16 protein-coding genes and 1 pseudogene are annotated in these 23841 nt (G+C 74.3%); 6 read left to right on the top strand and 11 right to left on the bottom strand.

Features of this window, described 5'->3' with window-relative positions:
• The first annotated feature begins 82 nt into the window (after positions 1 to 82).
• Positions 83 to 1033 carry an SDR family NAD(P)-dependent oxidoreductase gene (locus AB0F98_RS13420; protein ID WP_357734683.1) on the top strand — a complete coding sequence of 317 codons (951 nt, stop codon included), beginning with the start codon at positions 83 to 85 and terminating at the stop codon, positions 1031 to 1033.
• A gap of 64 nt (positions 1034 to 1097) precedes the next feature.
• Here the strand turns inward: AB0F98_RS13420 and sucB are convergent, their stop codons facing one another.
• Positions 1098 to 2927, bottom strand: a complete 1830-nt coding sequence (gene sucB, locus AB0F98_RS13425) for a 2-oxoglutarate dehydrogenase, E2 component, dihydrolipoamide succinyltransferase (RefSeq protein ID WP_357733641.1) — start codon at positions 2925 to 2927, stop codon at positions 1098 to 1100.
• A gap of 71 nt (positions 2928 to 2998) precedes the next feature.
• Complete coding sequence (gene lpdA, locus AB0F98_RS13430; protein WP_357733644.1) at positions 2999 to 4390, bottom strand: dihydrolipoyl dehydrogenase; 1392 nt, start codon at positions 4388 to 4390, stop codon at positions 2999 to 3001.
• A gap of 179 nt (positions 4391 to 4569) precedes the next feature.
• Between lpdA and AB0F98_RS13435 the strand changes: the two genes are divergently transcribed.
• Positions 4570 to 4899, top strand: a complete 330-nt coding sequence (locus AB0F98_RS13435; RefSeq protein WP_357733647.1) for a hypothetical protein — start codon at positions 4570 to 4572, stop codon at positions 4897 to 4899.
• Positions 4900 to 4992: 93 nt separating this feature from the next.
• Here the strand turns inward: AB0F98_RS13435 and AB0F98_RS13440 are convergent, their stop codons facing one another.
• Positions 4993 to 6564: a leucyl aminopeptidase gene (locus tag AB0F98_RS13440; protein WP_357733650.1), complete on the bottom strand. Its 1572-nt coding sequence runs from the start codon at positions 6562 to 6564 to the stop codon at positions 4993 to 4995.
• 163 nt (positions 6565 to 6727) lie between these two features.
• Between AB0F98_RS13440 and gcvT the strand changes: the two genes are divergently transcribed.
• A complete protein-coding gene (gene gcvT, locus AB0F98_RS13445) occupies positions 6728 to 7867 on the top strand; it encodes a glycine cleavage system aminomethyltransferase GcvT (RefSeq protein WP_357733655.1) in 1140 nt (379 codons plus the stop codon).
• Positions 7868 to 8024: 157 nt separating this feature from the next.
• Here the strand turns inward: gcvT and AB0F98_RS13450 are convergent, their stop codons facing one another.
• From AB0F98_RS13450 to AB0F98_RS13465, 4 genes and pseudogenes are all read right to left on the bottom strand, one after another.
• On the bottom strand, positions 8025 to 9314 hold the full coding sequence (locus AB0F98_RS13450) for a DUF2314 domain-containing protein (RefSeq protein WP_357733658.1): 1290 nt from the start codon (positions 9312 to 9314) through the stop codon (positions 8025 to 8027).
• Positions 9315 to 9380: 66 nt separating this feature from the next.
• Entirely contained in the window at positions 9381 to 10154 is a 774-nt protein-coding gene (gene cobS, locus AB0F98_RS13455) for an adenosylcobinamide-GDP ribazoletransferase (RefSeq protein WP_357733661.1), read from the bottom strand.
• Positions 10144 to 12027 (bottom strand): bifunctional adenosylcobinamide kinase/adenosylcobinamide-phosphate guanylyltransferase, encoded by a 1884-nt coding sequence (locus AB0F98_RS13460; RefSeq protein WP_357733665.1) that lies wholly within the window; start codon positions 12025 to 12027, stop codon positions 10144 to 10146. Before AB0F98_RS13460 ends, cobS begins: the two co-directional genes overlap by 11 nt.
• A 1448-nt stretch (positions 12028 to 13475) precedes the next feature.
• Positions 13476 to 14285 (bottom strand): annotated as a pseudogene (locus AB0F98_RS13465) (serine/threonine-protein kinase); the annotation flags it as partial.
• A gap of 146 nt (positions 14286 to 14431) precedes the next feature.
• Between AB0F98_RS13465 and AB0F98_RS13470 the strand changes: the two are divergent.
• Both AB0F98_RS13470 and AB0F98_RS13475 read left to right on the top strand, forming a co-directional pair.
• A complete protein-coding gene (locus tag AB0F98_RS13470; protein WP_076468044.1) occupies positions 14432 to 14632 on the top strand; it encodes a hypothetical protein in 201 nt (66 codons plus the stop codon).
• The gene (locus AB0F98_RS13475; protein ID WP_357733668.1) at positions 14632 to 15429 is read left to right on the top strand and encodes a site-2 protease family protein; all 798 of its coding nucleotides are present in this window, start codon (positions 14632 to 14634) and stop codon (positions 15427 to 15429) included. The genes AB0F98_RS13470 and AB0F98_RS13475 overlap by 1 nt, the downstream gene beginning before the upstream one ends.
• 45 nt (positions 15430 to 15474) lie before the next feature.
• On the opposite strand, the gene AB0F98_RS13480 is transcribed toward AB0F98_RS13475, so the two are convergent.
• Positions 15475 to 16473 carry an aldo/keto reductase family protein gene (locus AB0F98_RS13480; protein ID WP_357733671.1) on the bottom strand — a complete coding sequence of 333 codons (999 nt, stop codon included), beginning with the start codon at positions 16471 to 16473 and terminating at the stop codon, positions 15475 to 15477.
• Positions 16474 to 16679: 206 nt separating this feature from the next.
• Positions 16680 to 19952 (bottom strand): WG repeat-containing protein, encoded by a 3273-nt coding sequence (locus tag AB0F98_RS13485; protein WP_357733674.1) that lies wholly within the window; start codon positions 19950 to 19952, stop codon positions 16680 to 16682.
• Between the two features lie 96 nt (positions 19953 to 20048).
• Between AB0F98_RS13485 and AB0F98_RS13490 the strand changes: the two genes are divergently transcribed.
• A complete protein-coding gene (locus AB0F98_RS13490; protein WP_357733677.1) occupies positions 20049 to 20204 on the top strand; it encodes a hypothetical protein in 156 nt (51 codons plus the stop codon).
• Positions 20205 to 22522: 2318 nt separating this feature from the next.
• On the opposite strand, the gene AB0F98_RS13495 is transcribed toward AB0F98_RS13490, so the two are convergent.
• Together AB0F98_RS13495 and AB0F98_RS13500 are read right to left on the bottom strand one after the other, a co-directional pair.
• Positions 22523 to 23074, bottom strand: a complete 552-nt coding sequence (locus AB0F98_RS13495; protein ID WP_357733680.1) for an XRE family transcriptional regulator — start codon at positions 23072 to 23074, stop codon at positions 22523 to 22525.
• A gap of 123 nt (positions 23075 to 23197) precedes the next feature.
• On the bottom strand, positions 23198 to 23800 hold the full coding sequence (locus tag AB0F98_RS13500) for a DUF3043 domain-containing protein (RefSeq protein WP_350792441.1): 603 nt from the start codon (positions 23798 to 23800) through the stop codon (positions 23198 to 23200).
• Positions 23801 to 23841 lie beyond the last annotated feature (41 nt).

The following is a 23841-nucleotide window of genomic DNA, read 5'->3' on the forward strand; positions in this document are numbered from 1 at the left end:
ACGCGTCGGCCGTCCCCCGCACGTTACCTCCGGCCCGCCCTGGGAAAAGGCCCGTACGGCCCGCCGTCACCGACTAGGACGGATCATGACCAATACCCGCGTGACCACACCCTTCAACCGCGAGAGCACGGCGCTCGAGGTGGTGCACGGCATCGGTCTCGCCGGCCGTCGCGCCGTCGTCACCGGTGGCGCCTCCGGAATCGGCGTCGAGACCGCACGGGCACTCGCCCAGGCCGGTGCCGAGGTGACTCTCGCCGTACGCAACCCGCAGGCGGGGCACGAGGCCGCCGCCGACATCACCGCGACCACCGGTAACGACCGCGTCCTGGTTGCCCCGCTGGACCTCGCCGACCTCGACTCGGTGGCCGCGTTCGTGGCCAACTGGGACGGGCCGCTGCACATCCTCGTCAACAACGCCGGGATCATGGCGTCGCCGGAGATGCGGACCGCGCAGGGCTGGGAGATGCAGTTCGCCACCAACCACCTGGGCCACTTCGCGCTCACCGTCGGGCTCCGCCCGGCGCTCATCGCGGCCGAGGGTGCCCGGGTGGTCGCGGTCAGCTCGGCGGCACACCTGCGCTCGCCGGTCGTCTTCGACGACATCCACTTCCAGAGCCGGCCGTACGACCCGTGGCTGGCGTACGGGCAGTCCAAGACGGCCAACGTGCTCTTCGCCGTGGAGGCGACCCGGCGCTGGGCCGACGACGACATCCTCACCAACTCGTTGATGCCGGGTGCGATCCGGACCAACCTCCAGCGCTTCATCGACGAGGAGGAACTCGCCCGGATGCGGGCGCAGACCGGCGGCGGCGGTGGGGCCGCGTACTGGAAGACCGCCGAGCAGGGCGCGGCGACCTCGGTGCTGCTCGCCACCTCGCCGCTGCTCGACGGGGTCGGCGGACGCTACTTCGAGGACTGCCAGGAGGCTGGGCCGAACGAGCCGCCGGCGCGCACCGGGTACGCCCCGTACGCGATGGACCCGGAGGCCGCCGAGCGGCTCTGGGTGGTCTCCGAAGAGCTGCTGCTCGCCTGAGACGCGAACGGCGAAGGGCGCCCCGGGTGACCGGGGCGCCCTTCGCCGTCGCTGCGTCAGCGGCTCAGAGGCCCAGCTCCGCCTCGAAGTTGCCGCCCTCCAGCCGCTCCTTGACCGCGACCAGGAAGCGGGCCGCGTCCGCGCCGTCGATCAGCCGGTGGTCGTACGACAGGGCCAGGTAGACCATCGACCGGACCGCGACGACCTCGCCCAGCTCCGGGTCGTTGACCACGACCGGCCGCTTGACCACGGCGCCCGTGCCGAGCATCGCCGACTGCGGCGACGGCACGATCGGGGTGTCGAAGAGCGCGCCCCGGCTGCCGGTGTTGGTCAGCGTGAAGGTCGCGCCGGCGATCTCGTCCGGGCTGATCTTGTTGGTCCGGGTCCGCTCGGCCAGGTCGGCGACCCGCTTGGCGATGCCGCCCAGGTTCAGGTCACCGGCGTTGTGGATGACCGGCACGAGCAGGCCCCGCTCGGTGTCCACGGCGATGCCGAGGTGCTCGGCGTCCGGGTAGGTGATCGTCCCGCCCGCCAGGTCCAGCTGGGCGTTGAGGATCGGGTACGTCTGCAGCGCCTCGATGGCGGCCAGGGCGAAGAACGGCAGGAAGGACAGCTTCACGCCGTGCCGCTGCTGGAAGGAATCCTTGGCCTGGGCCCGCAGCTTGGCGATCCGGGTGACGTCCACCTCGATCACCGTGGTCAGCTGCGCCATCTCGTGCAGCGACTCGTGCATCCGGGTGGCGATGGCCTTGCGGATCCGGGGCAGCTTCTCCGTGGTGCCCCGCTTCGCGCTCGGCTGCGGCTTCGCGGCCGGCTTGGCGGGAGCGGCGGCGGCCGGCTGAGCTGCGGCCGGGGCCGGGGCGGCCTTGGCGGCCTTGGCCCGCTCCGCCGCGTCCAGCACGTCCTGCTTGCGGACGCGGCCACCGACGCCGGTGCCGCTGACCGAGGACAGGTCGACGCCGTGCTCGGCGGCCAGCTTGCGGACCAGCGGGGTCACGTAGCCGGCCTCCGCGCCGGCACCCGGGGCGGGCGCCGCCGGAGCCTGCGCGGCCGGGGCCGGGGGTACCGCCCGCTGCTCGGCCTGGGCCGGCTGCTTGGCGGTCTCCGCCTCCGCCGCCGGCTCGTTGTACGACATGCCCGGGGTCGCGGCGGCCGTCGGAGCCGGCTTCGCCTCGGGCTGCGGGGCCGGCTTGGCCTCGGGCTGCGGCGCGGGCTTCGCCTCCGGCTGCGGGGCCGGCGCGGGCTTCGCCTCGGCCGGGGCGGCCCCGGCGGCACCGATCACGGCCAGCTCGGCACCGACCGCGGCGGTCTCGTCCTCGGCAACCTTGATCTCGAGGACGGTGCCGGCGACCGGCGACGGGATCTCGGTGTCCACCTTGTCGGTGGAGACCTCGAGCAGGGGCTCGTCGACCTCGACGGTCTCGCCGACCTGCTTGAGCCAGCGGGTGACGGTGCCCTCGGTGACGCTCTCGCCGAGCGCCGGCATGGTGACCGGGGTGCCCTGGCCCGACGGCGCGGGCGCGGCGGCCGGAGCCGGGGCGGCCTGCGGGGCCGGCTCGGCCGCGGTGCCCTCGGCGGCGGCCGTCGGCTGCGGGGCCGGGGCGGCCTGCTCGGCCGGGGCCTGCTGCTGCGGCGCGGCGCCGCCGGCCTGCTCACCTTCACCCGCGATGACGGCCAGCTCGCTGCCGACCTCGGCGGTCTCGTCCTCTCCGACCACGATCCGGGTCAGCACGCCCGCCGCCGGCGACGGGATCTCGGTGTCCACCTTGTCGGTGGAGACCTCGAGCAGGGGCTCGTCGACCTCGACGGTTTCACCCTCCTGCTTGAGCCAGCGGGTGACGGTGCCCTCGGTGACGCTCTCGCCGAGCCGAGGCATGGTGACCGATACCGGCATGTTCTCCAGACTCCTTCATTTCCCTGGTGGGATCATCGCCCGTCGCCGGACGCCGCGAAATACGTTCTCGATCAGCCGTGTACGTGCAGCGGCTTGCCGGCCAGGGCCAGGTGCGCCTCGCCCAGGGCCTCGGTCTGTGAGGGGTGGGCGTGCACGAGCTGGGCCACCTCGGCCGGGTACGCCTCCCAGTTGTAGATGAGCTGCGCCTCGCCGATCAGCTCGCCGACCCGCGCGCCGATCATGTGCACGCCGACCACCGGACCGTCCTCGACCCGGACCAGCTTCACGTGACCGGCGGTCTTGAGGATCTGGCTCCTGCCGTTGCCGCCGAGGTTGTAGTTGAAGGTCTTGACCTTGTCGGCGCCGTACTGCTCCTTGGCCTTCGCCTCGGTGAGACCGACCGAGGCCACCTCCGGGTCGCAGTAGGTGATCCGCGGGATACCCGCCTCGTCGATGACGGCCGGGTTCTGGCCGGCGATCTCCTCGGCGACGAAGATGCCCTGCTGGAAGCCGCGGTGCGCCAGCTGGAGGCCCGGCACGATGTCACCGACCGCGTAGACGTTCGGCACGCTGGTGCGCAGCCGCTCGTCGGTCAGCACGTAGCCGCGGTCCATCTTGACGCCCTGCTCCTCGTAGCCGAGGTCGGCCGTGTTCGGACCCCGGCCGACGGCGACCAGCAGCAGCTCGGCCTCGATGGTCTCGCCGCCGGCGATGGTCACCTTGACGCCGTTGCCGGTCTTCTCGACCTTCTCGAACGGCTTGCCGACCTTGAAGTTGATCTTCCGCTTGCGGAAGGCCCGCTCCAGCGCCTTCGACGACTCCTCGTCCTCGGCGGCGACCAGGCGAGGCAGGGCCTCGATGATGGTCACGTCGACGCCGAAGGACTTCCAGACGCTGGCGAACTCGACGCCGATCACGCCACCGCCCAGCACGATCGCCGAGGACGGGACCCGGTTCAGGGTCAGCGCGTGGTCGCTCGTGATGATCCGCTCACCGTCGATCTCCAGGCCGGGCAGGCTCTTGGCGTACGAGCCGGAGGCCAACACGATGTTGCGGCCGGTGTAGCGCTTGCCGTCGACCTCGACCGTGTTCGGGCCGACCAGCTTGCCGGCGCCGGCGACGAGGGTGATGTTCTTGGCGCTGCCCACCAGGCCCTGCAGGCCCTTGTAGAGCCGGCCGATCACACCGTCCTTGTACGAGTGCACCGCCGTCATGTCGATCCCGACCAGCTCGGCCTTGACGCCGAACTGCTCCGACTCGCGGGTCTGGTCGGCGACCTCCGCCGCGTGCAGCAGGGCCTTCGTCGGGATGCAGCCGTTGTGCAGGCAGGTGCCGCCGAGCTTGCCCTTCTCGATCAGGGCGACGGAGAGGTTCAGCTGGGCGGCACGCAGCGCAGTCGCGTAGCCGCCGCTGCCACCTCCGAGGATGACGATGTCGAAGGTTGCGTCGTTCGGCTCGCTCACGTCCAACTCCCAGGTCGCGACAGTGCATCGGGGGTCACGGCGGGACGCCTCTTGGGCAGACCCCACCTCGGTCATCTTGTCACCACCCGGCACAGGGTGCGTAGTGAGGTGCCCAACGACACGTCCCCGACACGTACGCTTGGCACCGTCGTCGATGACGGATTGTGGGGGAGAGGTCCGTGGGATTGTTCCGGCGCCGCAAGCCGACGCGCGCGGTGGGCCAGGATCGGGTGGTCGACCGTGCCGATCTGGAGCATCTTGAGAGCTTCATCCGCACCCGGCGCGGCGTCGAGGCGTACATCGAGCCTCGGACGACGGTCACCGAGACCACGGTGATCCTCATCGCCGACGACGGGGAGTGGACCCGCCGGCGGATCGACAGCCCGGACGGGGCGCGGCGCTTCGCGCACCGGCTGGGGATCCCGATCTACGACGTGCGCCTGATGGGCTACCCGCAGCGCATGCGCGACTTCAACGAGCGCCGCAAGCGTCGCCCCGAGCTCTACTGAGCCGCCCCTCGTACACGGAAAGAGTGGCTGTTCCGCGCGGAACAGCCACTCTTTCCGTGGATCTGGGCACCGCCCGTGGCGGGCGGACGGGGGTCAGCCGTTGGCGGCGACGTCCTCCACCAGGTGCAGGAGCGTACGGACCGGCACGCCGGTGCCGCCCTTGGCCCAGTAGCCGGTCGGCTCACCCGAGTGGTAGCCGGGGCCGGCGATGTCGATGTGCGCCCACGCCACGTCCTCGGTGACGAACTCGCGCAGGAACACGCCGCCCTGGAGCATGTGCCCGGCCCGGTCCATCCCCGCGTTCACCTGGGAGATGTCGGCCACATCGGAGTCCATGCCCTTGCGCACGTCGTCCGGCAGCGGCATCGGCCAGGCCGGCTCGCCGGTCGCCTCGCCGGCGGTCTTCACGCGCTCGCAGAGTTCCGGCGTACCCATCACACCGGCGATCTTCTTGCCCAGCGAGATAACCTGGCCGCCCGTCAGGGTGGAGGTCTCGAAGAGGTAGTCGGTGCCGTCCTCGCAGGCGCGGGCGATCGCGTCGGCGAGGATCATCCGGCCCTCGGCGTCGGTGTTCAACACCTCGACCTTCTTGCCGCTGTACATCTTGATCACGTCGCCGGGCCGGTACGACATCCCCGACGGCATGTTCTCGGCCATCGGCAGGTAGCCGGTCACCGCGACGGACGGCTTGAGCGCCGCCACCGCGAGCATGGCCGCACCGACCGCCGCCGCGCCCGCCATGTCGGACTTCATCTCCCACATGCCCTGGGCCGGCTTGATCGAGATGCCGCCGGTGTCGAAGGTGATGCCCTTGCCCACCAGCGCCACCCGCTTGCCGTTGCCGCCGCCCTGCGGGGTGTAGGTGAGCTTGACCAGCCGCGGCGGCGCCTCCGAGCCCTGCCCGACGGCGATGATGCCGCCGTAGCCGCCCTCCCGCAGCGCCGCCTCGTCGAGCACCTCGACGCCGAGCCCGGCCTCACGGGCGGCGTCGGCGACCGCGTCGGCGAAGGCCGGCGGGCGCAGCTCGTTCGGCGCGGTGTTGACCCAGTCGCGACTGGTCAGGACCGCCCCGACCACCGCCGTGGCGCGGGCCACCTCGGCCTGCGCGGTGCTGTCCGTGGCGTCCGGCACGGCCACCAGCACCTCGGCGACCGGCTCGCGCCGGGCCGGCTGCGGCCGGGTCTTGTAGCCGGCGAAGCGGTACGCGCCGAGCAGCGCGCCCTCGGCGACCGCGCGCAGCGCGGCCGGGGCGTCGGCGTCGTCCGGCAGCGGCAGCGCCAGCGCCACCCGGGAGGCGCCGGCGAGGGCGCGCACGACCGAACCGGCAGCCCGGCGCAGGGTCTCCGGGCTCGGTGCGGCGCCGGACGGCTCGGGGCCGAGGCCGACCGCGGCGACCACCGGAGCCGTGATCGTGCCCAGCGTCGCCAGCTTGATCACCTCGCCCGGGCCGCCGGTCGCGCCGAGCAGCGCCAGCGTCTCGGTGAGCTTCCCGTCGAAGGCGGCGGCGATGCTCTCGGCGCCGCTGGCGAGCAGCAGGGTGCCGGCGAGGCCGCTGGTGGCGGCCTGCTCTCCGGTCTGACTGTGCACGCCGATCACGATGGCGTCGACGGCGAGCTCTGCAGGGTCGGTGTCGACCAGGCTGAGGGTGGTGCGGGGCGATGTCACTGAGCTACTCCGGGCGGGCCGGGCCGGCCGCGACGACGCGTACCGGCGGTGAAGGTCTCCGGCGGCGAACCTACCCGCCGGACGTGTGGGTTGTCCCGCCGAGGCGAATCGGCGGGTCCCGCCGATGCTAACCAGCGCGTCCGGCCCCGGTAAGTTGCCACCCATGACCGACGTGACCACCGACGTCGCCGACACCCGGCTGCGTCGTTCCCCGTTGCACGAGCGGCACACCGCTGCCGGTGCCAAGTTCGCCCCCTTCGGGGGTTGGGAGATGCCCCTGGAGTACGCCGGCGGCGGCGTGCTCCGGGAACACACGGCGGTACGCACGGGGGTGGGCGTCTTCGACGTGTCCCACCTCGGCAAGGCCCGGGTGACCGGACCGGGTGCGGCGGAGTTCGTCAACGCCTGCCTCAGCAACGACCTGGGCCGGATCGGCCCCGGCCGGGCGCAGTACACCCTCTGCTGTGACGACGCCACCGGTGGCGTCGTGGACGACATCATCGCCTACCTGCACGCCGACGATCACGTCTTCCTGATCCCGAACGCCGCGAACACCGCCGAGGTGGTCCGACGGCTGCGCGCCGCCGCGCCGGCGTCGATCACCGTCACCGACGAGCACGAGGCGTACGCGGTGCTCGCCGTGCAGGGGCCGCGCTCGGCGGAGCTGCTCGACTCGCTGGGTCTGCCCACCGGGCACGACTACATGAGCTTCTCCACCGCCACGTCGGCCGCCGGCGTGCCGGTCGAGCTGACCGTCTGCCGGACCGGGTACACGGGTGAGCTGGGCTACGAGCTGGTCGTGCCGGCCGAGCACGCCACCGCCGTCTGGGACGCCCTCTTCGCCGCCGACGAGTCGTACGACGTGCGTCCCTGCGGGCTCGCCGCCCGCGACACGCTGCGTACCGAGATGGGGTACCCGCTGCACGGTCAGGACCTGTCGCTGGACATCACTCCGGTGCAGGCCCGCTCGGGCTGGGCGGTCGGCTGGGACAAGCCGGCGTTCTGGGGCCGGGACGCGCTGCGCGCGGAGAAGGCGGCCGGTCCCCGCCGGACGCTGCGTGGTCTGGTGGCCGTCGACCGGGCGATCCCGCGTCCCGGCATGACCGTGCACGTCGGTGAGACGACTGTGGGCACGGTCACCAGCGGCACGTTCTCGCCGACGCTGAAGCAGGGCATCGCCCTGGCGCTGCTGGACACGGGGGCGAACCTGGCCGACGGCGACGTGGTCGAGGTGGACATCCGCGGCCGCCGCGCCCAGATGCGCGTCACCCGCCCCCCCTTCGTCCAACCCAGCGTCAAATAACCCCCACCCCACCCGGTCCCACCCGCCCCCCACCCGGTCCCACCCCACCCGCCCCCGGGTTGATCATGAAGTTATTGCCGTGACACGCCGCTGCCGTGGGCAATAACTTCATGATCAACAGGCTGGGGCGGGGGGCAGGCTGGGGCCGGGGGTGGGGTTAGGGGGTGGGGTGGTCGCCGGCGTCGAGGACGGCCTGGGTCCAGCCGCCCTCGATGACGCCGGTGCCGTCCAGCACCGCCCAGTCGACCACGTCGGAGGCCTCCACCACGACCGGGGAGCCGATCCGTACGGTCGGGTCGGAGGTCGCATCGCTGGCGCTCACCCCGACGATCCGCTCCGGGGTGTCCCACGAGCTGATGCCGGCCCAGACGTACTCGGGGCCGTCCTCGCCGGGCAGGCCGTACTTGACCACCAGCTGCGACTCGCGCGGCAGTTGGCCGGCGACGAACCGGGCACGTACGTCATCCAACCCCGACCGGGCGGTGGCGATCGCCTTGCTCATGGCGTCCCCCGGCCGGGCATAGCGCACGTCCGGCTGGATGCCGGCGAAGAGCGTGGCGCAGGCCGCCGCGTAGTACCGGCCGGCCGGGCCGGGGTGGCCCTCCGGTGGCCGCAGGCTGAGGAACGAGTCCGCGTCCGGGTCGGTCGCCGGGTCGAGTTCGATGCGCAACAGCACCGGAGCCGTCGCACCGTGCTGTTCCGGATTGCCGTACGCCACCGCGATGTCGTGCCCGGTCACCGTGGCGAGCACCGGCAGCTGCACGAACGCCGGCACCTCCTCGCCGGACAGCCCGTCGGTCCAGTCCCGCAGCAGCCGTCGCGCCGCGCCGGTCATCACCGCGCCCCACGCCCGGGTCAGGTGGTCCGGCACGCCCTGGGTCTGCAACTCCAGCAGGCCGAAGCGACGCAGTCCCTTCGTGGTGAACCAGAGCCCCTCGGCGTCCGAGGAGTAGGGCACCAGTACCCAGTCGACCAGCCGGATGCGCCCCTTGTCGTCGGGGAGTGAGCGCAGCGCGGTCGCCGGGTCCAGGAACTGCAACCCGAAGACGTCCACCACGTCACCGCCCACCGAGTCGGCGACCGCCGCCGCCACCGCCCGGGCCGCCCACTCGTGCGCCGGCGGCCAGCCGGGCCGGTACTCGGCCTGCACGACCACGAGGTGGGTGGCCGCGGCGAGCCGGTCCAGTTGCGTCTCGCTGGCGCCGAACGCGGCGAGCAGGTCCGGCGGCAGTTCGGGGAACTCGCCGATCGGGCGGAGGTCCACGCTCATCAGCGGACTCTCCAGCATCTGCTTCGCCAGCCCGTGAACCGGCTCGGCGATCCGGCCGGCGAGCGCCGCCACCGCGCTCTTCGTACTGACCTTCGGCAACCCCTCGACGGGCACCAGGTAGGTCGCGTTGAGCGACTCCGGGACCGGTACGGGTAGGAAGTCGTCGGTGATGAGCATTCTCGTCCCCCGGTTGGCGGTGCCGGTGCTGTCGAGCCGAACGCTACCCGGCGGGCCGTGTCACGTTCAGCCGGACAGCACCAGTCCGAGGTAGACCAGCGTGGTGACGAGCTCGACGGTCGCTCCGAGCACGTCGCCGGTGACGCCGCCGAGTCGGCGTACCACGTGGGCCAGCAGCGCCACCGCGACGGCCAGGGCGACCCCGACGGCGAGCGGCCCCTGCCACGGCCGGCCCGGCACCGCGGCGAGGGCCACCAGGGCGACGGCGACCACGCCGAGCGCCAGGGCCGGCGGGCCGACCGTCCCGGCGACCAGCGCGCCGAGGCCGTCCGGCCGGGCGGCCGGCACGCCCCGTCGGCAGGCCAGCGTGACGCCGAGCCGGCCGGCCGCTGTCGCGGCGACCACCGCCGCGAGGCACGCCGGCCACGACCGCCCGGCCAGCTCGGCGAGCGTCGCGGCCTGCAGCAGGAGTACGACCACCAGCGCGACCACCCCGAACGGGCCGACGTCCGGCTTCTTCATGATCTCCAGGGCGGCCGGCCCGCGCCGGTACGAGCCGAGCGCGTCGACGGTGTCGGCCAGCCCGTCGAGGTGCAGGCCCCGGGTGAGCAGCGCGGCGGCGCCGACCGTCACCCCGGCGGCGACGAGTGGCGGTGCGACCGCGGCCAGGAGCAGCAGCACCCCGGCCAGCAGCGCGCCGAGCAGTGCCCCGACGGCCGGGGCGAGCGCCATCGCGGTGCCCGCCACGGCCCGATCGATCCGGCCGGCGCGCACCGGCAGCGTGGTGAACGTGGTGAGCGCCAGCCGCGCCCCGGCGACGAACCGCCCGTCAGCCGGCACGGCCCGACGGGTCGACCCGTTCCTCGTCCGCCTCGGTACTGGTGGGGCCGGGTCCGGCCGGTGTCGGCTCGGCGAACTCGGGTGCCGCCTGCTCCTCGTCCGGTTCGCCCTCGCCGGCCAGCGACGGGTGCGTGGGCAGCGCGGCGGCCAGCGCCAGCACCGAACGCAGCATCGGCAGCGCGACCAGCGCGTTGGCACCCTCGCCGAGACCCAGCCGCAGGTCGAGCAGCGCGGTGAGGCCGAGTACGTCGGCCGCCAGCTTCACCGCCGGGTCGCCGCCGTGGTCGGCGAGCAGGCACCAGTGCCGGGCCTGCCCGGCCAGGTCCCGGCTGACCAGGCCGGCGGCCAGGCCGACCGGGCCGTCGAGCATCACCGGGATGCGGTGTGCCGTCGCGCCGAGCAGCACGCCGGTGGCGATCGCCACGTCGCCACCGCCGAGTTCGGCGAGCACGTCCTTGGCGGCCCGGGACGAGTTGCGAGTCCGGTGCATCGCGTCGCGCACCGCGGCGCAGCGCCGCATCCAGGCCGCGTCGTCGATCTCGCCAGTCTCGGTGACCACCCGGCCGAGGACGGCCGACGGTTCCGCTCCGGCGGTGGCCGCGAGCACGGCGGCGGCGGTCGCCTCGGTGCCGGCCCCGGTCGCGGCCAGCACCAGCAGTTGCACGCCCGCCGCGGCGGCCTCCTCGGCCAGCTGCCAGCCGTAGCGCAGCGCGGACTCGACCTGCTCGCCGGTGAGCGCCGGCTCATCCTCCATCGCGGCGGCGCTCGGGGCGTCCACCACCTGGAGGCTCGCGCCGGCCTCGGCGGCCAGCCGGGCCAGCGCGCCCCGGCCGGTGCGGGCCTGCCCGGCCCGGCGCGCCGACTCGCCGGGCCGGACACCGGCGGCCGCGCCACCGGCGTGGTCGCCGTTGAGCAGCAGCACGCGTACGGAGTTCCAGGCGGCCGGCGTCGGGGTGCCCTGGGTGGCGGCGGCGAAGCCGACCAGTTGCGCGAGCACGCCCAGCCCGGCGCCGGGCACGTCGAGGGTGGCGAGCCGTTCGATCGCCTGCGGACCGGCGTACTCGTCGGGCATCGGCAGTTCCATGCCCGGCTGGATGACGAGATCCGTGGAGCTCATCGGCAGCGTCGTGGTGGGCGTGGCCCAGCCGGCGCCGTTCTCGGCGGGCAACGGCGGTGGGGATGTGGGGTTCACCACGTTCGACAGGTCGACGAGTTCGGGTGTCGACGCGGCGGCGGCACCGTTCGCGGCGGCGCCGGCAGGTTTCCTGCCGGAGACCGGCACGGCCCCGGCGCCCACGGCCGCCGCGGCGCCGGTGGAGACCGGTGCCGGGCTCTTGAGCCAGGTCGGCTGCCCGGCGATCACCAGCACGACCCCGTCGCAGGCGTCGGCGACGGCCCGGTTCGTCGTGCCCAGCGCGTCGATGAAGGCCCGGCCGACCGGGGTTGTCGGCACCAGCGACAGCCCGACCTCGGGGCTGACCAGCACCAGCCGAGCGGTGCAGTGACGGATCGCGTCGGCCAGTTCGGCGATCGTCCCGGTGTCGTCCGCGGGCTGGTGCGCCGGATCCAGCAGCACCGCCACCCACCCGCCGAGGTCGTCGACGAGCAGCGTCTCGTGCGGCTCGGCGGAAGCGAGCACGTCGGCGAGCCGACGTGGTTCGTCGGAGGTCTCCTCGGTGGTCCAGCTGCCCGGCCGGCGGGCGCGGTGCGCCGCGAGGCGGCCCGCCCACTCGGTGTCCTGCGGGTCCCCCTCGGGCGCGGTGGCCACGTAGCGGACCACCGGCGCGTCACCGACCAGGGACTCGGCGAACTCGGACTTGCCGGACCGGATGCCGCCGAGCACCAGGACCGTGTTCCACCCGTCAACCGACATGCCCGTACCTTAAGGCCGTCGGTGGTGCCGTTGCCGCCCGGCCCGGGCGCTCAGTCGCAGTGTTCGAACGGACTCGCGTAGCTGACGCCTCCGGTCGACCCGCCCCACTTCACGCACTTCCCGGCGGCGGCGGCCCGTACCGGCCCGGCGTAGTACTGGAACGAGCCACTGTCGGTCGTACGGGTCTGCCCCTTCACCTCGAGGTACGCGGACGCCGCCGTCTTCGTGCCGACGGCGGTGTCCTTGAGGGTGACGACGCAGTTGTTGCCGTTGGCCGCGTTGTAGAGCAGGTAGACGCGCCCCCGGCGGCGTCCACCGCCGTCGGTCAGCGTCGCCGAGTCGATCACCTGGTAGCCGGAGCCGCAGGCTTGGGCCGCCGTGTACGGGTTGGGCTTCTCGGGCTTGCTGCTGGTCGCGCTCGGCGTCGGGCGGCTGTCGGTGGTTCCGCCGGTCGGCGCCGTGGATTGCCCGCCGCCGGGCGCTTCGGGAGCGCCGGGCTGGCCGGTCGAACTGGTGTCGGTCACCCCGGGGCGCGCCGTACGGGTGGCGCTCGGGGTGGTGCTGGGGCGGCGGGCGGGGGCGGTGCCGACGGCGTTCGGCACGGGAGTCTGCTCTTCCGCCGCCGCCGACTCGGCGGTCAGCGCCGGCGGCTGGTCGCTCTTGCCGGGCTCGTCGCCGGGACGCAGTGTGATCAGTCCGATCGTCGCGGCCAGCGCCACGAGCACGGCCGCGCCGGCACCGATCAGCTTGCCCCGGCGTCCGGTCGACTCGGCACCCAGCGGGTTCTCAAGGGTGTCGGCCGGGGGCGGTTGCCGTACGGGCGTGACGTCGGCCGACCACCCGGCGGGGCCGGGCTGACCGAGGGGCGTCGACATCGGGACCGGGCCGGCGAACCCGGTCGGGAATCCAGCCGGTCCGCTGGGCGGTGGGGCCGGGAATCCGGCCGGCGGGGTCGAGTATCCGGCTGGTGAGGTCGGGTATCCGGCCGGCGCGGTCGGGAACCCGGTTGGTGGGGTCGGGTATCCGCTCGGGACCCCGGGGGTCGGGAACCCGGGCGGGATGTCGCCCGCCGTGGCTGGGAACCCAGGCGTGGCGTTGAACGTGGTCGGCGCCGCGAACCCGGCCGGTGGAGCAGCGGCGTCCGGGTGCCCGGGGGCCGGGCCGGCGGGTGCCGCGCCGACGATGGTGAGATCCCCGGGCAGGGCCGGCGGCAAGGGATGTGCGGGGCTGACCGGCGCAGGCTGTGCGGGGCTGATCGGCAGGGGCTGTGCGGGGCTGACCGGCGCGGGCGGCGGAGGCGTACCGCCGGGAGCGGCCAGTGCGGCCGGCAGCGGCGGCTGGGAGAGGTCGGCCGGTGCGGGCGGCGCGGTGGGGGTCGCGCCGGTCGACGCCCACGGCGGCCGGGCGGAGTTCGGGCTGGTGGCCAGGACGGCGCGGCGCGCCTCGGTGGCCGCCCTGGCCATCTCGGCGGCGCTGCCGAACCGGTCGGCCGGCCGTTTCGCCATCGTCCGGGCCACCAGTTCGATGACCGCGGGCGGGGTGCCCGGCGGCAGGGGCGCCGGCTCGTCCTGCTGGTGGCGCAGCGCCACCTCGAGCGGATTCTCACCGACGAACGGGGGGCGCCCCGCGAGGCAGAGGTACGCCACGGCGCCGAGCGCGTACACGTCGCTGGCGGCGGAGACCGGCTGGCCGGTGCCCTGCTCGGGAGACATGTAGAGGGCGGTGCCGAGCACGATGTTGGCCGCGGTGAGCCCGGTCAGGGCCGGCGAGCGGGCGATGCCGAAGTCCACCAGCACCACCCGGCCGTCCGGCCTGACCAACAGGTTGCCCGGCTTCACGTCGCGGTGGACGATCCCGGCGACGTGCGCCGCGTGCAGGGCGTCCGCCGCCTGCGCCACCACCGACATGGCGGACGCGGCGTCCAGCCGGCCGGCGCGGCCGATCCAGTGGCCCAGCGGCTCTCCCTCGACGTACTCCATGACCAGGTAGTCGACCGGAGTGCCGTCGGCGAGCGTGGCCTGACCGACATCGTGCACCGCGACCACCCCCGGGTGACGCAGAGCGGCCAGCATCCGCGCCTCGGCCCGGAACCGGGTGGCGAACTCGGCGTCGGCGACCAGGGTCGGCAGCAGCACCTTGACGGCGACCTCGCGTTCCAGCAGGAGGTCCGTGCACCGCCAGACCGCACCCATCCCGCCCGTCGCCACGCGCTCGCTCAGCCGGTACCGATCGCTGAGCACCACTCCCTCAGTCAGCACCGGGCCACCGTACCGGCAGGCGCGGACACGGTTATCGACGCCCGTACGACCGCCCGACGGGCGAGCGAGCGGCCGTCGCGCGCCAGGGCGACTACGCTTGCGAGGGTTCGTCCCATGGGGACCACAGCGGCGAGGGGAGACGCGGCATGGCGTGGAGCTGGCGGTACGAGGGCACGGACGGCCAGCCGGTGCAGGGCCCGGCGGAGTCGTTCGGCAGCCAGGCCGACGCCGAGTCCTGGATCGGTCAGGTCTGGCGCGAGCTCGCGTCGTCCGGCGTCACCTCGGTCGCGCTCGTCGACGACGACCGGGTCGAGTACCGGATGAGCCTGCTGCCCACAGCCGAGTGATGGCCACCCAGCGCCAGGGCGGCGAGTCGCTGATACTCGGCGTGCCGCGGGCGGCGTTCCGGCCGAGCCCCATCTTCGTCGCCCTGGTGGCGCTCTTCGTGACCACCGGGGTGCTCGCCTGGAACGAGGTCGGCAACGTCCGGCTGGACGTCTTCGGGTTCGTGGTCTCCGGTTGGCTGGTGTCGCTCTGCCTGCACGAGTACGCCCACGCGATCGTCGCCTTCCGGGCCGGCGACCGGAGCGTCGCGCACCGCGGCTACCTGACCCTCAACCCGCTGAAGTACAGCCACCCGTTGCTGTCCATCGCGTTGCCGGTGCTGGTGGTGCTGCTCGGCGGCATCGGGCTGCCGGGCGGGGCGGTCTGGGTGGACCGGCACGCCATTCCGGGACGGCTGCGGCACACGCTGGTCAGCCTCGCCGGACCGGCCACCAACGTGGTGTTCACGCTCGTGCTCGTGCTGGTGTTGCGGGTCGGCACCGGCGCCGGCGGGTCGATCGAGTTCTGGGCCGGGGTGGCGTTGTTGACGTTCCTCCATCTCACGGCGAGCGCGCTCAACCTGCTGCCGGTGCCGGGGCTGGACGGCGGCAACATGATCCAGCCCTGGCTGAACCAGCAGTGGCGCCGGATGTACGACCTCTTCGCCCCGTACGGATTCATCCTGCTGTTCGCGCTGCTGTGGAACCCACGGATCAGCGGCTGGTTCTTCGACGTGGTCTTCACCGTCGGCGAGGTGCTCGGCCTACCGTCCTGGCTCTACGCCGCCGGACTCGACCTGATCCGCTTCTGGCAGGGCTGACGGGCCGGTCCGGCCGGGCTGACGCGCCGGCCGGACCGGAGGGCGTCACGGGCGCTGGGCCGGGCTCTCGGTCTTGGCCGGGTCGCGCTCGGTGATCGGGTCGACGATCTCGTCGATCTTCTTGAGCAGGTCGGCGTCGAGCTTCACACCGGCCGCCTTGACGTTGTCGTACACCTGCTCGGGGCGGGACGCGCCGATGATGGCCGACGAGACGTTCGGGTTCTGCAGCACCCACGCGATGGCGAGCTGGGCCATGGTGAGCCCGGCCTGCTCGGCCAGCGGCCGGAGCTGCTGCACCCGGGTCAGCACCGCGTCGTTGAGGAACCGGGCGATGGTGTTCGCACCCGACTTCTCGTCGGTGGCCCGGGAGCCGGCCGGCGGCGGCTGACCCGGCAGGTACTTACCGGTGAGCACACCCTGGGCCATCGGCGACCAGACGATCTGGCCGAGGCCCAGCTCCTCGCTGGTGGGTACGACCTCGCCCTCGATGACCCGCCACAGCATCGAGTACTGCGGCTGGTTGGAGATCAGCGAGATCTTCAGCTCACGGGCGAGCTTGTGGGCCTCGCGGATCTGGGACGCCTTCCACTCGGAGACGCCGATGTAGTGCGCCTTGCCGGAGTGCACGACGTCGGCGAAGGCCTCCATCGTCTCCTCCAGCGGCGTGCTGTAGTCGTACCGGTGGGCCTGGTAGAGGTCCACGTAGTCGGTCTGCAGCCGACGCAGCGAGCCGTTGATCGACTCCATGATGTGCTTGCGGGACAGGCCCCGGTCGTTGCGGCCCGGCCCGGTGGGCCAGTAGACCTTGGTGAAGAGTTCGATCCCCTCGCGCCGCTCACCCTTGAGGGCGCGGCCGAGCACCTCCTCGGCCTTCGTGCCGGCGTACACGTCGGCGGTGTCGAAGGTGGTGATGCCGGCGTCGAGCGCGGCCCGTACGCAGGCGAGGGCGGCGTCCTCCTCGACCTGCGAGCCGTGGGTGATCCAGTTGCCGTACGAGATCTCGCTGACCAGAAGGCCGGAGCGGCCCAGGTGACGGAATTCCATGACCCGACCCTAGCCCTGATCTTCGGCCGACTCCGTCCCGCCGTCCTCCGGTGTGTGTCGTCCCTCGTCCGCGCGGTTTCGCCCTGGTGCCGACGCCCGGCCACCGCGCCCTCGGGCGCATGGTCAACTCGACTTCCATGAAGTCGGGGCATCCACGCGACGGGGACACCGCGACTCCAAGGAACCCGAGTCGATGCCGGCCGCCCCTAGAGCACCGGGTTGGTGTCGGCGAGCAGACGCTCGATCTCGTCGAGCACGTCCTCTGGTGTGCGGTGCACCGGGTCTATCAGCGGATTCCCGCGTCGATCGAGCGCGCCCCACCGCCCGGTGCCCGTACCCACCAGGAAGGCGACCGGATGCACGACCAGCGCCGGGTGCACCGGCTGCACGATCATGTTGCCGGTGTGGTCCACCACACCGTGCCGACCGGCCAGCTCGATCACGGCCAGCCCCTCGTCGGTGAAGCCGTCGATGACCCGACCGTCGGCCATGGCCGTACGGAAACCGTGGTACCTCGTCGGCACGACGATCTGGCCGGACCGGTCGACCGCGCCCCAACCATCCCGGCGGACCGCGGCCACGCCTCGGCGGAACGGCCGTACGTCGGCGAACCCGGGCGGGACGACCACGTCGCCGGTCGGGTCGATGGCCAGCCAGCCCTCGGCGGCGTTCCGGAGCACCCAGGCCAGCCCGTCGGAGAACGGACGGGCCGCGAGGTAGGAGGGCTGGATCACCGTGGTACCGGTGAGCGCGATCAGCGACCAGCGGTCGGTGTCCGGTCGACGTACCCAGGCCAGCCCCTCGCGGAACTGCTGGGTCTCGGCGTACCGGGCCGGGATGACCAGGTCGCCCTCCGGGTCGGTGTAGCCCCACAGCGCGCCGTCGCGTGCGGGCACCGGGGGTTGGATCCGCTCCAGGACCTCGTCGCGGCTGCGCGGGTACGGCCCGAATCCCTCCGCCGCCCGCTCGGCGATCGCGTCGAGCGCCACCCGGACCCGGGCCAGCAGCTCGGAGTCCCCGGCACCGCGCAGGTCGAGCGCCCACTCGAAGTGCTGGCAGGCCTCCATGAACCGGCCCTGGTCGACGCAGGATCGTCCGGCGTGCTCGTGCAGCGCGGCGCGCAGCCGGTCCGGCAACTCGGGCGAGGTGGCTCGGGCGAACAGCTGGTCGGCCTCCACGAACTCGCCGCGCCAGCGGAGCACCTGCGCCAGCCGGGCCTGGGCGAGCGCGATCCGGCGCAGTTCGCCTGTCGCTTCTGCGTACGTGAGGGCGAGCCGCGCGTCGGCGAGGGCGTCGTCGAGTTCTCCGAGGACGCGGGAGACCACGGCACGGAGGCTGAGCAGCCGGGCACGGGCCCGGTTGTCGACAGCCGTATCGAGTTTCTCGGTGAGCCGCCGTCGGATGATCCGCAGCTCCTCGGGGTCGTCCACGATCTCCCGGAGCGTCACCGGATCGATCTGCCAGCGGTAGCTCGCCAACACCTGCTCGGGGTCGCCCTGCTCGGCGGCCGTCGGCGCGGCGGGCGGGGCGGACACGGACGACGCCGGTGGCGCGGAGACCGGTTCGGCGGGCTGCCCGGACTTCGGCCCGGCCGGAGGCGCGGCGTCGGTGGCGGCGGGTGGCGCGGGGACCGGTCCGGCGGGTCGCTCGGACTTCGGCCCGGCCGGAGATGTGGCGGGCCGCTCGGACTTCGGCCCGGCGCGCGACGCGCTGGGTGGCGTGGAGACCGGCTCGGCCGGTGGCGCGGCGGTCGGGCTGTTCGACCGACCGGATTCCGGCTCGGACGTGACAGTGGTGGTCGAGTGCGGCAACACGGATCCGGGTGGCGCGGACACCGGACGCTCCGAAGCGGCGGACGCCGGCGCCGCGGCGGAGCCGGGCTGCGGTGTGGGGTCGGGTGCGACCGGCGGTGCGGACACCGGCGCCGCGACGGGCTGCGTCGGCGGTGTCACCCAATCGGGCGAGGACCCGTCCGGACCCGGTACCGACGCGTCGACCCGCGCCGGCGAGGCCGAAGCGGCGGGAGCGGTCGGAGACGTCCGGTCCAGCCCGCCCGATGCCGCCTCCGCCAGGTCCGCGTCGGCTCGCGTGTTCGCCGACGGAGTTGGTGTTGAGGAGTCCGGCTCGGTCGGTGACGCGGAGGTCGGGCGCGGGGTGGTTGTCGCGGCAGGAAGGCCCTCGGCGTTCTCCGTGCCGGCGGTCCCGGTGCCGGCGGTCTCCGCGATGACCGTCTTCGAGACGCTCGTCTCCGGGACGACCGTCGCCGCGCGGGACGGCTCCGGGACGACCGTCTCCGTGCCGGCCGGCGGCTGCACGGCCGGACCGGGTACGGCCGGCGACGCGACGGCTTGCGCTGATCCTGGCGCTGCGGGGACCGGACCCGCCGACGCAGGCTGCGCCGAGACCGGCGGTGCTGGAACCGGCTGCGCTGGGACCGGCGGTGCTGGAACCGGCTGCGCTGGGACCGGCTGCGCCGGGTCGGGGACCGCTGCCGCGAGGTCGGCAGGGACCGACGAGGCCGAGGTGTGCTCGTCGGGTGCGGACGTGGCGACGGTGCCGGACTCGTCGGGTACCGGCGACCGGGTCGGCTCGCGTTCGGCACCCGGCGACGCGGCCGCCGGGGTGTCCAGCAGGGATGCGACGTCGTCCACCGGGTACGCCGACCGGTCGAGGCCGGCCGGTGGAGCGGATACCGGTGCGGGCAGCGGGCCCGTCCGGGCCGGCATGACCGGCTCCGGGCCGAGGTCGGCCACGTCCACCGGCCCCGGGGTGGCCTCGACCGCTCCGGCCGACGGAGCCTGTCGCGCGTCGAACTGCCCGACCGCCGGTGCGGGTGCGCCGACGGGGGCGGCCGGCGGTGCAGCCGATTCGATCGGATCGGCGGCCAGGACACCCTGCTCGTCGCTCATCCCGGCGGCCGGTCGATTCACCGGCTCGTCGCTCATCCCGGCGGCCGGCGGGTTCACCGAGCCGTCGAGCACGCTGGCCGGCGGGTTCGCCGGAGGGTCGACGGACGCGGTTGCCGGCGGTTCCGGGTCGGACGTCGACGCCTCGACGCGGGCGCCCGCCGGCGAGGCGGCGGAGGCGTCGGCCGATGGCTCGGGCGTGGCGGGCGGCTCCGGTACGGCCGGCGGGCGCGGGGCGGATGCCTGCGGATCCACCGGCCGGGTCACCGTCGGTGGCGTCTGGGCTTGGGCCGGTAGGGCCGGCGGCTGCGGGGTGGACGGGGTGTGCGGAGTCGAGGAGGCGGACGTGTCGCTGGTCGACCGGTCCGGCTGAACCGTCGTCCGGTCCTCAGTGCGACCGGCCGCCGACCCGGCCGGCTGCGCCGTGGCCTGCTCCGACCGGCCGCTGGCCGGCGTCGACTCGGGTTCGCTCGGCGTCGGACGGGCCGGGCGGAACCAGGCGTCCGAACCACCGGCGGGCTGGGGCTGCGGCTGGTATGCGGGCGCGCCCGACGGGGGCGGTGGTACGTACACCCGTGGCGCGCCGGGTGTCGGCGGGGCCACCGGCGCCGCTGGGTCCGCAGGGGACGCGGCCCTCCCGGCGGAGGCGCGTTCGCTCTCGTCCGGTCGGTGCTCGGACGGCGCGACGGGGTACGCGTGAGCGCGCTCGACGACCGGATGGCCCCGGTCCGGCGGCTGTTCGCCGGTGTCTCGATCCGGGGTGGGCGGCCCGTCGTGGCGCGGCGGCTCGTCCGGCGTGGGCCGGCCCGGCGCATGCGTCACTGACGGAGCGGCCGACGGCGGACGGGTCGGGGCGCCCGGTCCAGGCGGCGGCCCCTGGACGGGGTGAGCCGTCCGGCTGGTCGCGTCGACACCACCACCGGATCCCGGGCGCGGCTCGGCCGATGGAGCCGGTGCGGGCCGGGACGACGCCGAGGCGCCCGAAGGTGGCTCCGGGGTGGGGCGGAACTCGGGTCGCACCCCGCTCCCCGGCGGACCGGAGACCGGCCTGCGGTGAGCGGTCGAACCGGACGGCGGTACCCCCGGGACGTGGCCCGACGGCGCGGGGGAGACAGGTGCCCCCGGGACGTGGCCCGGCGGCGCGGGGGAGACAGGTGCCCCCGGGACGTGGCCCCGCGGCGCGGGGGAGAAGGGCGCCGAGGAGACCGGTCGCGCCGGCGCGGGCGAGATCGGTCGGTCGGGCACGCCGGGCCGTGCGGGAGCCGGGTGCGCCGGTGGGGCCGGGGGTGTCGGCGGGGCCGGGGGTGTCGCCGGGTACGGCCTGCCGGCCGGCGCGGGCCCCGTGGGGCGGCCGCCCGTCGGGGCGGGCGAGACGGGCGGGCCGGACATCGGCATGTCCCGGGCCGGGGCGCCGGCGGCCGGAGGGTAGGGCCGGCCGGGCGGGCGCTGCGTGTCGTCGTACCGGGGCGGCACCTCCTGCCGTCCGGCGGCGCGAGGCGGCACCTCGGGCTCGACCGGCCGGCGTGGCTCCGGTCGCGGTTCGCCGTGCTGTCCCGGGTCCCGACCGGGGCGCGCAGGTCCCGGCGGCCAGGACGCGCCGCGCAACTCGTGCTCCGGTCGCGGCCACCCTTCGCGGTACGCCTCCGGCCGGCCCCCCTCGCGCGCCCGCCGATCGGCGTACGGATCGGTGTAGCCGGCCGCCTCGCGGGGCCGTCCGCGCCGCTCCGGCTCGGGGCGCGGATTCCCGCCACGGTCGTACGCACGGTCGTCCTCGTGATGCGGGCGACCGTGCCGGTCGTGGTCGGGGCGGCGGAGGTGCTCGTCGGTGCCGTGGGGTCGCCCGGCGGGGTGCTGCGGCCCGTCCTCGTAGCGTGGCCGGTCGTCGTAGCGGGGGCCGCGTGCGTCGTCGGGGTGCCGGTCCTGGTCCGGGTGGCGTGGCCGCTGCACGCGGCCGGTCGGCTCATGCCGGAGGTCGTCCGGGCGCCGGTCCCGCTCCGGGGCGTGACCCCACGGGTAGCGCGTACGGCCGCCGGCCGGCGGGCGTCCCTCGTGGCCGGCGGACGGCCGCCCGCCGTCGTATCGGCGGGAAGTCTGCTCGTCCGGCTCGGGCACCCAACCGGGCTGGGGAGAGCGGGGCGCGGGGGAGACCGGAGGGGCGGGCGGATACCCCGGGTTGCGTTCGACCCGGTGCGGGCGGACCTCCGGTGTCGGCCCTCGCTCCCAGGCGCCGCGATCCTCGCCGCGCGAGCGGCGGTCGGCCCACTCGGTCCGGCCGTCCGGGTCGCGGGGGCGCGTCGGCGGTCGCTCGTCGGGCCACGTCGGTTCGGCGTGCGGCGCGCGGTACGGTTCGTCGTCGTACCGGCGTGCGTCGACGCGGTCCGGCCGGCGGTCCCAGCCGTGCGGCTCCTCCTCCGGCGTCGGTTCGTCGGCCCAGGAACGGCCCACGTACGTGCCGTCGGGGCGGGTCGGGGCGAGCGGGGGCACGTCGGCGCGGCCGACCACGGCGGCCCGGCCACGGGGTGGTGGGGTGTACTGCGCGCCGATGTCACCGGGGTAACGCTGACCGGGGAACTGCGGGTGCCACTCGTGGGTGGGTTCGACCATCCAGGATGGTTCGGCCGGGTCCTGCCACCGGTCTGCGTACCGGCTGCTCATCCGGCGTGCCTGTCGCCTCGCCCGGGGTGCCTGCCGGTGCCCGTCCGACGCCGTCCGGCCAGGGCCGCGACACGGTGACCGCCGGACGCCGGGCCGCCGAGGACCGCGCTCCGGTGGCCGGCTCGCGTCCGCTCGCTCACGGCGTTGTCACCTCGTTGCCAATTGTCGCGCTGGGCACCCGACCCGCCGGCGGAGTTCGCCGTTCCGGCAGGGTGTGGCTGCGGATGGAGGGTAGCGGCGTGGGCTCGCCCAACGCCACTGTGGCACCGTTCACCACCTCAAACGTTATCCTACTGTTCCGGACATTTTGGGCGATAGCCGCATCCGGCCTCCGACGATACTCCACCTACCCGCGAGTGGGTCTGGCCGGGATCGTCCGCCACTGTGGATATTCGGCGTTCCGCGTCCCCTGCGGACACCGGCGCGCCGCACGCGGTTCGAGCGCGAGTTCCGGGCCGACGCGGCGGACCGGGTTGGCCGGGTGTGTCTCAGGGATGCTCCAGCACCAGCACCGCGAACGTGTCCTGCGCCAGCGCCTCGTACTGGTGCGGAGTATCCGCCGGGAACGCCGCGTAGTCGCCGGGGCCCAACTCGACCAGCTCCGACTCGGGGCCCACCCGCAGCCGCCCGGCCGCCACCACGACGTGCTCCACGCTGCGCGGGGTGTGCGCCTCCGCCCTGCCCACCGCACCGGGCTCCAGCCGGATGAGGTAGAGGTCACGGCGTACCTCGGCCGAGCCGGCGCTGAGCAGGGCTCCGGCGAAGTCCGCGTGCTCGGAGCGGATCCGAGGACCCTGGCCGGCCGGAATCACCCGTACCTCGTGCGGCTGCGTCTCGACCAACCGGGCGAGCGGTACGCCGAGCGCGTCCGCGAGCGCCCAGAGCGTATTCACGTCCGGGTTGCCGTCCGCCTTCTCGAGGTGGGCGAGGGTGGACTCGGAGAGCCCGGCCCGGCGGGCCAGATCGGCCAGCGACAGGCCGGCCCGCTCCCGTTCCCGGCGCAGCGCGGCGGCGATGTCGGCCAGCGGGGGAGCGGGCATGGGTCACTCCGTTGATCTCGGTAGCGCATTACGCGTGGTGAACCATGCGTACGCTACCGCGAACGGAGGGTGATCGGACGCCGCTCGGCGCCGCGCCACCGCACCCGGCGACGCTGCGCCGCGTCAGACCCGATCGCCGATGTTGACCTGCGGCTGCGGCGTCCGCATCCGGCGGAAGGTGATCGACCGCATGATCGCGTACAGGTAGAGCGAGCCCATGCGCTGACCGGTGTCGGGGTAGCGCTCGCGGACCAGCTTGCCGATCTTGCGCGAGATGAGGATCGAGTCGACCACCACGCCGAGTGCCAGCACACCCCAGAGCAGATTGGAGATCAGCCGAACCAGTGGCGGCATCGCGGCGTTCGACCCGAGCAGCACGATCAGCGCGCCGCCGAAGAACCAGGTGCCGACGTTACGCCGGGAGTCGACCACGTTGCGGGCCAGCAGCCGCTCGGGGCCCCGGTCGCGGGGACCGCCCTCGCGGCGGAACTCGGCAGCCGCCTCGGCGCGCAGCTCCCGGCGACGCTCCCGGGCCTCCTCCTTGGTGAGCGGCTTGCTGGGGGCGCCGCCCGGGCGCCGGCCCACGCTCGGCCGCTTCGGCGTCTCGCGCCCCTTGGCGGGCGTGTAGCCGCGCGGGCGGGCGGACTCGGACTCCTCGTCGGGCGTCACCGAGGTGACGGCCTCGTCGGCGAGGTCGGTGGGCTTACGGCGAAACAGCGACGGCACGGGGAAAGGGTAGCCAAACGACGGCGCCCGGTGCACATCGC

The sequence above is a fragment of the Micromonospora sp. NPDC023737 genome (assembly GCF_040639715.1).
Lineage (GTDB): Bacteria > Actinomycetota > Actinomycetes > Mycobacteriales > Micromonosporaceae > Micromonospora.